General features: G+C 59.9%; 8 protein-coding genes. 5 read left to right on the top strand and 3 right to left on the bottom strand.

Going from position 1 to position 9,424, the window contains the following annotated elements; genetic code table 11:
• Positions 1 to 66: 66 nt before the first annotated feature.
• The 4 genes from macA to QOM10_RS17240 all read left to right on the top strand — a co-directional run bounded on the left by macA (position 67) and on the right by QOM10_RS17240 (position 4,472).
• The gene (gene macA, locus QOM10_RS17255; RefSeq protein ID WP_160040705.1) at positions 67 to 1,215 is read left to right on the top strand and encodes a macrolide transporter subunit MacA; all 1,149 of its coding nucleotides are present in this window, start codon (positions 67 to 69) and stop codon (positions 1,213 to 1,215) included.
• Positions 1,216 to 1,217: 2 nt separating this feature from the next.
• On the top strand, positions 1,218 to 3,176 hold the full coding sequence (locus tag QOM10_RS17250) for a MacB family efflux pump subunit (RefSeq protein ID WP_316916608.1): 1,959 nt from the start codon (positions 1,218 to 1,220) through the stop codon (positions 3,174 to 3,176).
• Between the two features lie 589 nt (positions 3,177 to 3,765).
• A complete protein-coding gene (locus tag QOM10_RS17245) occupies positions 3,766 to 4,131 on the top strand; it encodes a DUF6124 family protein (protein WP_316916607.1) in 366 nt (121 codons plus the stop codon).
• 59 nt (positions 4,132 to 4,190) lie between these two features.
• Positions 4,191 to 4,472, top strand: coding sequence for a DUF6124 family protein (locus QOM10_RS17240; protein WP_238704347.1), 282 nt, complete (start codon positions 4,191 to 4,193; stop codon positions 4,470 to 4,472).
• A gap of 242 nt (positions 4,473 to 4,714) precedes the next feature.
• Here the strand turns inward: QOM10_RS17240 and QOM10_RS17235 are convergent, their stop codons facing one another.
• Both QOM10_RS17235 and QOM10_RS17230 read right to left on the bottom strand, forming a co-directional pair.
• Positions 4,715 to 5,461, bottom strand: coding sequence for a helix-turn-helix transcriptional regulator (locus QOM10_RS17235; RefSeq protein ID WP_316916606.1), 747 nt, complete (start codon positions 5,459 to 5,461; stop codon positions 4,715 to 4,717).
• 135 nt (positions 5,462 to 5,596) lie between these two features.
• Positions 5,597 to 7,183, bottom strand: coding sequence for a sensor domain-containing diguanylate cyclase (locus QOM10_RS17230; RefSeq protein ID WP_316916605.1), 1,587 nt, complete (start codon positions 7,181 to 7,183; stop codon positions 5,597 to 5,599).
• 211 nt (positions 7,184 to 7,394) lie between these two features.
• Between QOM10_RS17230 and ycaC the strand changes: the two genes are divergently transcribed.
• Entirely contained in the window at positions 7,395 to 8,027 is a 633-nt protein-coding gene (ycaC, locus tag QOM10_RS17225; protein ID WP_007915995.1) for an isochorismate family cysteine hydrolase YcaC, read from the top strand.
• Between the two features lie 81 nt (positions 8,028 to 8,108).
• On the opposite strand, the gene QOM10_RS17220 is transcribed toward ycaC, so the two are convergent.
• Complete coding sequence (locus QOM10_RS17220; RefSeq protein ID WP_316916604.1) at positions 8,109 to 9,359, bottom strand: MFS transporter; 1,251 nt, start codon at positions 9,357 to 9,359, stop codon at positions 8,109 to 8,111.
• Between the last annotated feature and the right edge of the window lie 65 nt (positions 9,360 to 9,424).

The raw sequence follows: 9,424 nt of genomic DNA, 5'->3' as shown, positions 1-9,424 counted from the left end.
TTGTTGTTTATCTACCAGAGCCCGGCCGCTGGCCGGGTTCACCCCTGAACGGACTTGTGGTCATTTATGGAAAAGTCGAAGTTGCGCAAAGTCGGTATGGGTTTGGCGTTAGTGGCAGTAGCGGGATTGGCGTTCTACGCGGTGCAGGCACCGGCCGAGGCGCCGCAATACCTGACCGCGCCGGTGGAACGCAGTGACATTGAAAACGCGGTGCTCGCTACCGGGTTGCTCGAAGGCATCAAACAAGTGGACGTTGGCGCGCAGGTGTCCGGGCAATTGAAGTCGCTCAAGGTCAAGGTCGGCGACAAGGTGAAGAAGGGCCAGTGGCTGGCGGAAATCGATCCACTGGTGTTGCAGAATACGCTGCGTCAAGCCCAGGTCGATGAGGAGAACCTGCAGGCGCAAAAACGCGCGACCCAGGCTCAACTGAGGCAGACCAAAGCGATTTACGAGCGCTACAAGAACTTGCAGGACGACGCGTCGATCTCGCGCCAGGATTTTGAAACCGCCGAGTCGAACTATCAGGTGCAGCAGGCCAATCTGATGTCGCTGGACGCGCAGATCAAAAGCGCGCACATCCAGATCGACACGGCCAAGGTCAATCTGGCGTATACGCGCATCGTCGCGCCAATCGATGGCGACGTGGTCGGCGTGGTCACTCAAGAAGGGCAAACGGTGATCGCCAGCCAACTGGCGCCGGTCCTGCTGAAACTGGCGGATCTGGACACCATGACGGTGAAAGCGCAGGTGTCCGAAGCCGACGTGATTCACATCGCCCCGGGGCAGGAGGTGTATTTCACCATTCTCGGCGAGGACAAACGCTACTACGCGAAATTGCGCGGCACCGATCCGGCGCCACAGAACTTTCTTGAAACGCCGCCCGCCGGTACACCGAAGCAAAGCAGCGCGGTGTTCTACAACGCCTTGTTCGAGGTGCCGAACCCCGACCATCGTTTGCGCATTTCGATGACCGCGCAGGTGCGCATTATCCTCGACACCGCCAAGTCGGTGCTGACCGTACCGGTGGCGGCGCTCGGGCCGCGCAATGCCGATGGCAGTTTTCCGGTACGGGTGCTGGACGCCAAGGGCCACGCGCAGTCGCGCAATGTGCAGACCGGGATCAACAACAACGTCAAAGTGCAGATCAATGGCGGCCTGGCTGAAGGTGATCGCGTGGTGATCGGAGATCCGCTGACCAATGTGGCGGGGGCCTGAGCATGACTGAACCACTGCTACAGCTCACCGGCATCACCCGCAGTTTCACCGCCGGTGACCGCGAGTTTCTGGCGCTGAAGAACATCAACCTGACGATCAATGCCGGGGAAATGGTCGCGATTATCGGCGCCTCGGGTTCTGGCAAATCGACGCTGATGAACATCCTCGGCTGCCTCGACTATGCCACCGCCGGCAGCTACAAAATCAACGGCCAGGAAACCCGCGATCTGGACAATCAGGCCCTGGCCGAGCTGCGCCGCGACTACTTCGGTTTCATCTTCCAGCGTTACCACTTGCTGCCGCATTTGAGTGCGATGCACAACGTCGAGATGCCGGCGATTTACGCCGGCACGCCGCAGCTTCAGCGTCATGCCCGCGCCCGTGAATTGTTAGCGCGGCTGGGTCTGGAAGGGCATTTGACGCATCGGCCGAGCCAGCTTTCCGGCGGTCAGCAGCAGCGCGTGAGTATCGCCCGGGCTTTGATGAATGGCGGCGAAGTGATCCTCGCCGACGAACCGACCGGCGCTCTCGACACGGCCAGCGGCAAGGAGGTGATGCGCATCCTCCTGGAGCTGCACGCGGCGGGGCACACGGTGATTCTGGTGACCCACGACCCGAAAGTCGCGGCCAATGCCGAACGCATCATCGAAGTCAGCGACGGCGAAATCCTCAGCGACCGCGCCAACGAACGCGACACCACGCACCTGCTCAGCGATGAACCGGTGGCCCCGAAAGCCACCGCCTCACGGCGTCTGGTCGCCAGCCTCGGGCTGTTCAAAGAGGCGTTCGCCATGGCCTGGGTGGCGTTGATTTCCCATCGCATGCGCACCTTGCTGACCATGCTCGGCATCGTCATTGGCATCACTTCCGTGGTGTCGATTTCAGCGGTGGGCGAGGGCGCGAAGAACTACGTGCTCAAGGACATCGCCGCCATCGGCAGCAATACCATCGATGTCTATCCGGGCAGCAGTTATGGCGACAAACGTGCAGCGGCCATCGAAACCCTGACACCGGCCGATGTCACCGCGCTGAATCAGTTGTATTACGTCGACAGTGCCACGCCGATGATCGGCCGCAGCCTGTTGCTGCGCTACCGCAATATCGACCTGGATGCGCAGGTCAACGGCGTCAGCGACCAGTACTTCAAAGTGCGCGGGATCAAGATGGCCGCGGGTATCCCGTTCAGCGAAAACGATGCGCGGCGCCAGGCACAGGTGGTGGTCATCGATCACAACACCCGGCAGCGTTTGTTCGGGCAAGACGTCGATCCGTTGGGCCAGGTGATCCTGATCGGCAACCTGCCGTGCACGGTAATCGGCGTGGCCGCGCAGGATAAAAGCCTGTTCGCCTCGGGCAAGACCCTGAATGTCTGGGTGCCTTATGAAACGGCGGCCGGGCGGGTGTTGGGTCAGCGTTATCTGGACAGCATCAGCGTGCGCATGAAGGACGGCCAGCCGAGCAAAGTGGTGGAAGAACACGTCACTCAACTGTTGCTGCAACGCCACGGCACCAAGGATTTCTTCACCAACAACCTCGACAGCGTCTTGCAGACCGTGCAGAAAACCAGCCGCTCACTGGCGTTGCTGCTGTCGCTGATTGCGGTGATTTCTTTGGTGGTGGGCGGTATCGGGGTAATGAACATCATGCTGGTGTCGGTGACCGAGCGTACGCGGGAGATCGGTATTCGCATGGCGGTGGGCGCGCGGCAGTCGGACATTCGTCAGCAGTTTCTGGTGGAGGCGGTGATGGTGTGTCTGTTGGGCGGGGCGATCGGGATTTCCCTGTCGTATGCGATCGGGCATCTGTTTTCGGTGTTTATCAAGGAATGGGAGATGGTGTTTTCGCTGGCGTCGGTGCTGACGGCGGTGGTGTGTTCGACGTTGATCGGGATTGTGTTCGGGTTTGTGCCGGCGCGGAATGCTTCGCGGCTTGATCCGATTGAGGCGTTGGCGCGGGATTAAAAGCTGACCCTCACCCTAACCCTCTCCCGGAGGGAGAGGGGACTGACTGCGGTGTTTGCTGGAAATGCACCGACGTGGGACAACGAGCCGAACTCAGGTTTTGAAAAGCACAAAGATCGGCTCCCTTTCCCCCTCGCCACCTTGGGGGAGAGGGCTGGGGTGAGGGGGTAAATCCCACTGACACACCGCAAAACCTGGATCCACCGCCATCCAGAATTTCCATCAATAAACACAACGCCGTGAACGCGTTTAAATTACACGAACCGTTACGTCATACCGCCTACAGCACCTTGCGTCGTTACCTACGCGTACGCCAGAATCCGCCGGCTTACGCGGCTATGGGTCGGGATATATCGTTTGCCTGTCACTGCAAATCAGTGATCGGGTTTGGTAGCCCGCTTCGGTACCGCCGTATGGCGCCACCTTATGCAGTCTCTTTTTGCGGCTGCGTTTTATATGGTGGACATGCGTGGGGCTCATTGAGCGCCGGGTTTCCGTATCGACCGGTCTACCAACCCGCGCATGGCCGCCACCTTCGTTTGGTAGCGAAAGTGATGGCTCCGGTTAATTTCGATACGAGACTTTATCTATGTTCAAAGCCACACCCAACCCACCAGATACCGATCCAATCCCCTACGACGCCGCGCTCGAACCTCAAAACATCAAAGAGGCCACAGAACGGGCGATCAATTTCTACCTCAATCCTTCCGCGCTCAAAACCTCAAAACCCACCCGCAAAACCGGCAAGATCTACCTGATCGACCCCGCCATCGACGACGAAACCCTGCTCGTTGAAGCCTACGAATCGTTGTCATCGGCCAGTGACATGGCCCGCGACCTTGCCGACTCGGTCGACAGCCCTCACCGCAAAAAGATGCTGATCCTGCAGCAGGTGATCATGTTGAGCGAATTGGTGGTGAGTCGCGTCCTCGAAAACCAGCGCTTGCCCAACTAATTGCGAAACTGCCGCGCGAGGGAGCCTGCTCCCACGCTGCGCAGAAGGAGTTTGTGCGAATGTCAAAGACACCCGATCCGCCGGTCACTGCGGCCAGCATCATGACCACGCCCTACACGCCCAACGCTATGTTCCGGGTCAACCCGCAAACCGATTCCGAATCCCTGCTGGCAAACGCCTGTGAATCGCTGGCCTCGGCCTCGGTCATGCTTGCTGATTTTGCCGGGATGCTGGAGGGGCCGCATCGCAATACCTTGCTGGGCATCGCGCAAGTGGTGATGTTGGGGGAATTGGCGGTGAATCAGGCTTTGGAGCACGTCGCGGGAGTGCCCTCACCCTAACCCTCTCCCAGGGGGAGAGGGGACTGACCGCGGGGTTCTTTCGAGATGCACCGACGTGAGATACCGAGTCGAACTCAGGTTTTGAAAAGCACAAAGATCGGCTCAAAAGTCGAACTCAGTTTCGAATTCAACCGAGATCGGCTCCCTTTCCCCCTCGCCCCCCTTGGGGGGAGAGGGCTGGGGTGAGGGGGGGAATTTCACTGACACACCCAAGAAACCGAAACTCTCACTATCCCTGCGTATCACGCCGCACTCGACGCCAACGTCTCCAACGGCGAATACATCCAGCGCATCAACGAATGCCGCCCGCTGATGCCCAACTTGATCGCCGCCCGTTTCAGATAGCTCTCAACGGTGTTGACCTTCAGCGCCAACTGCTCGGCCAGTTCCGGCGCCGTGCGCCCGGCGAGCAGGCCGACACACACTTCGGTTTCGCGGTTCGACAGACTCAGCCCCAGTTGCTCCAGACGCTCGTCAAAGCGCAAGCGCAAGGTTTCCAGGCCGCTGCCTTCTGCGGACTCGGGTGGGCTTTGTGGATCAGGGCCGGACGGTTGCAGGGCGTTGATGTGTTTTTCCACCATCGGCAGCAGCACCGGGGAGATGTCCTGCAACAGGCTGCGTTCCTGCGCGGAAAAGCGCTGCGACTCGTCGTTGCGGTACACCGTAATCACGTAGCGGTAGCCGTCCTTGCGCCGGGTCAGGTGCAGTTGCGAAGCGTCCGCGCTGGTTGCGGCCGGCGGATTCTGTAAGTGGTGGGCCGCCGCACTGTGTTCGGAAAACACCGTTTCGGCGAGCAGGGCCGGCTCTTTCAGCGGCTCCGGCTCACTGCGGCTCGACGCGCGGCCCAGCGGTTCGACACGCATCTGCCGGATGTGCGTGGCGTCTACCGCCAGTTGCGTCAGGATCAGGTCATGCAGCATGCGCGGAAAGTGTCGGCTGCCGGTGCTGGCGATGACCTTGCCGATGTGGGGGAACAAGTGTGAATTCATATGCGTGTCATCCCTGAGAGGCGTTAATTCAAAAACGTCTGCAGCACTGTCGACGATCTCCTTGGTCGACGAAATACCGCAGACTTGGATCCTATCCTAGTACAACGTTTGAGCGACGGTTTAATGAAGGTGTTATTAGCTCATAACCGCGATGTCGGGTTGTTTGCCCTGTGAGCACCAGCGATTACGGCCCTGTTGCTTGGCTTGATACAGGCAGGTATCGGCTGCTTTCAACAAAGTTGCCGGGGTAACCGTGTCATCGACCGGGTGCCGTGTGGTAATTCCAGCGCTGGCGGTGACATAGCCCAATGGATGTCCGGCGTGCTCCAGTTTCAGTGCGCGGATGGCTTGCAGAATGTCTTCGGCAACCTGAATGGCGCCGGCATTGTCGGTGTTGGGCAGCAGCACGGTGAATTCTTCGCCGCCGTAGCGCACCGCGAGGTCACTCGGTCGTTTGACCGCTTGCTGGATCGCCTGCCCGACGGCGCTCAGGCAATCATCGCCGGCCGCATGGCCATACTGGTCGTTGTAGCGTTTGAAGTGGTCGACATCGAGCATGATCAATGACAGCGCCGAACCCTGCCGTCGCGCCAGACGAATTTCGTCCACCAGCGCATTGTCCAGACGTCGGCGGTTGCCCAACCCGGTGAGGCTGTCGGTCAGCGCCATGTCGCGCATGGTCTGGTGCGCATAGCGAATTTCCCGCTCCATGGCCATGCGCTGGCGCAACTGGTGCAGCACCACCAGGCCGAAACCGCTGAGCACCAAAATCAGAAACACCAGCACGAAGCCGTTTTTCAGCAAATCCTGCTGCCACGGTTCGATGATCGATTCCCGCGAAAGCCCGGCCTCGACCACCAGCGGATAGGTGGTGAGCGCGCGATAGCCATACAACCGCTCAGTGTCATCGACCACCGCGCGTACTTGCGCAATGCCAGCGTTGGCGTTGGGCAGGTAGACCTTGAAGATCTCGCTGTTGGCCAGGCTTTTGCCGATCACCGAGGCGATGAACGGCCGGCGCACGAGGATGGTGCCGTCGCGTCTGGCCAGCACCAGTGCGCCTTTGTCATCGATTCTGAAGTCACCGTAATAGTCGACAAAGTAGCTGACCTTGACCGTGCCCAGCAGCACCCCGGCGAACGAGCCATCGGGATTGTTCAGGCGGCGGGAGACGGGAATGATCAGGTCATGGGTCGATCGACTTTCGACCACATCACCGATGCGCACTTGCCGATCATCATGGCTGCGGTGGTATTGAAAGTAATCGCGATCGGCGTTGTTGGCGGTCTCGGGCGTGACCTCCTTGTCGGTGACGATCCACTGGCCATCTGCGCCATAAATGAACAAGCCATGCAGCTGCGGCATGATTTTCGATTGCTGCACCAGCAATTTGTGGATCCGCGGCACGTCGAGGTTCTGCAGACCGTCGCCTTCGACCCGTTCACTCAGCGCTGCGGTCAGCACGTCCATTTGGCGGATGGTGTCTTCGGCATGCTGTGCGGTTGCGCGGGCCAGGTTGGTTACCGAATCGCGCGCGGAGGCGAATGCAGCGCGATAGTCGCGCCAGGTGCGCCAGCTCTCGACCGTCAGAAAGGCCAGTACCACCACCAGCATAAAGCTGACCGTAAGGCGGAACGTCGAGCCAGCGCGCACGGCGTTACGGGCAGAAGCGGCTCTGCTTGAGTCTTCGGTGTTCGGCTCTGGCGGACGGCGTCCGAGCATGAACCTCTCCTTTTTTCATACGTAATCCATCGCAACAGTATGACAAGGATCGCCAGAAAGTTCGGTGCGGAGCGTGCTTTATTGCCTGATTGTCCTGTTCGAGTTGACGGTGAAACACTTTTCAGCCGATTTATCCCGTCCCTGTGCGTCAGTAATCTGTACCCAACTTGAACGCAACAACAACTTCAAAAACTCAAAAGGGATGCCCACCATGACCACTCCAACCTACAACCGCCTGAACAAAGACGACGCCATCGTGCTGCTGGTCGACCACCAGACTGGCCTGATTTCGCTGGTGCAGGACTTCTCGCCGAACGAGTTCAAGAACAACGTATTGGCCCTGGCCGATCTGGCCAAGTTCTTCGAACTGCCGACCATCCTCACCACCAGTTTCGAACAAGGCCCGAACGGCCCGCTGGTGCCAGAGCTGAAAGAGATGTTCCCGGACGCGCCGTACATCGCTCGTCCAGGTCAGATCAACGCTTGGGACAACGAAGATTTTGTCAAGGCGATCAAAGCCACCGGGCGCAAGCAGATCATCATTGCCGGCGTGGTGACGGATGTCTGCGTAGCGTTCCCGACCTTGTCGGCGCTGGCGGAAGGGTTTGAGGTGTTTGTGGTGACCGACGCGTCCGGCACCTTCAACACCACCGTGCAGCAAGCCGCGTGGAGCCGCATGACTCAGGCCGGTGCGCAAATGATGAACTGGTTCTCGGTGGCGTGTGAGCTGCACCGCGACTGGCGCAACGACATTGAAGGTCTGGGTAACCTGCTGTCGCAGCGGATCCCGAACTACCGCAACCTGATGAACAGCTACTCGGCGCTGACCGCTCAGCAGAAGTAAGCCGACGCGACCAAACAAGAGCCTGCCCTGAAAGCAGGCTTTTGTCGTGTCTGTACGTCAAAGCTGAACAGCAGGGTACGTTCAGGATTCTGCAGCGGCCTCGACCATTCCGGTTTCAGCCTGACGCCCAGCGCGCTGGGTTTCTGGCACCCCGATACCGAGCAGGACAACCGCTACTGCTGCAATACCGGCCAGAGTCAGAAACGCCGCGCTGTAACCGGCTTCTTGCACAACGAACCCGGCGAGACCGTTGCTCAACGCGGCGCCGAGTCCGAAGGCCGTCGTCAGTGCGCCGAGGCTGATGTTGAAGTGGCCGGTGCCCTGGGTGAGGTCTTTGACCATGATCGGAAACAAGGCGCCGAACAGGCCTGCGCCAACACCGTCGAGCATCTGCACCGCGACCAGCCAATAAGCATCGTCCGACAGCGTATAGAGCACACCGCGCAACGGCAGGATCAGAAAACCGGCCAGCAGCAGCGGTTTGCGTCCCCACACATCGGCTTTCGCTCCGACCAGTAACGCCGCAGGCACCATGACCAACTGCGCGGCCACGATGCAGGCGGAGGTCAGCGGCGTGGCCATCTGCAAATTGGTTTGCGCGAGTTTTTGGCTTACCAGCGGCAACATCGCCGCATTGGCCAGGTGGAACAGCGCACAGCAAATGGCGAACAGCAACAGCGAGCGGTTGCCCAGCAGCACCGATAAACCGGAAGGCTGACGATGGCCAGCGTCGGCCGGGTCCAGTCCGCGGGCCTGATCATGGTCGATCGCGTCTGGCGACACGCAGGCAATGGCGATGACACTGGCCAGGGCCATGGCCGCCATCAGATAGAACACCGCCACTGGGCCGAACAGATACGCGAATACCCCGGCCAGCAGGGCGGCGCAGGCATTGCCGGCATGATTGAAGGTTTCATTGCGCCCGGTTCGGCGGGTAAATGCCCGTGGTCCGGTCATGCCCAGGGTAATTGCGCAAATGGCCGGGGCGAATATTGAAGCGGCCATCGCACTCAGGGTTTGCGTCAACGCCACCCACGTGAACGACGTCACGAACGGCAGCAGTAGGCAACTGCCGGTCACCAGCAGCGCGGCGATCGCAATCAACGCACGTTTGCGCCGGCTGTTGTCGACCCAGGCACCGGCGGGTGTCTGGGTGATCAGCGCGGCGACCCCGGCGATGGTCATCACCAGGCCAATACTGGCCGGTTCCCAGTGATGCACCGCCAACAGGTAAATGGCCAGATAGGGCCCGAGACCATCACGCACGTCGGCGAGGAAAAAGTTCAGGCTGTCCAGTGACAGGTTATTGCGGCGATCGAGGTCAGCGGCCACGGCAGTGTCTTCAATAGTTGAGGTTTGCGGATGGATTCAACCTCAGCAAGCCTAATGACCTGCGG

Origin of the sequence: Pseudomonas sp. P108, from assembly GCF_032613195.1 — a bacterium.
Taxonomy (GTDB): Bacteria; Pseudomonadota; Gammaproteobacteria; order Pseudomonadales; family Pseudomonadaceae; genus Aquipseudomonas.
Note: the sequence above shows the minus strand (reverse complement) of the source record. Positions and strands in the feature narration are given on the sequence as shown.

Excerpts from the sequence above, each read along its gene's own strand:
- macA (WP_160040705.1), top strand. The coding sequence starts at position 67 with ATGGAAAAGTCGAAGTTGCGCAAAGTCGGTATGGGTTTGGCGTTAGTG.
- QOM10_RS17245 (WP_316916607.1), top strand. The coding sequence starts at position 3,766 with ATGTTCAAAGCCACACCCAACCCACCAGATACCGATCCAATCCCCTAC.
- QOM10_RS17235 (WP_316916606.1), bottom strand. The coding sequence starts at position 5,461 with ATGAATTCACACTTGTTCCCCCACATCGGCAAGGTCATCGCCAGCACC.
- QOM10_RS17230 (WP_316916605.1), bottom strand. The coding sequence starts at position 7,183 with ATGCTCGGACGCCGTCCGCCAGAGCCGAACACCGAAGACTCAAGCAGA.
- QOM10_RS17240 (WP_238704347.1), top strand. The coding sequence starts at position 4,191 with ATGTCAAAGACACCCGATCCGCCGGTCACTGCGGCCAGCATCATGACC.
- ycaC (WP_007915995.1), top strand. The coding sequence starts at position 7,395 with ATGACCACTCCAACCTACAACCGCCTGAACAAAGACGACGCCATCGTG.
- QOM10_RS17250 (WP_316916608.1), top strand. The coding sequence starts at position 1,218 with ATGACTGAACCACTGCTACAGCTCACCGGCATCACCCGCAGTTTCACC.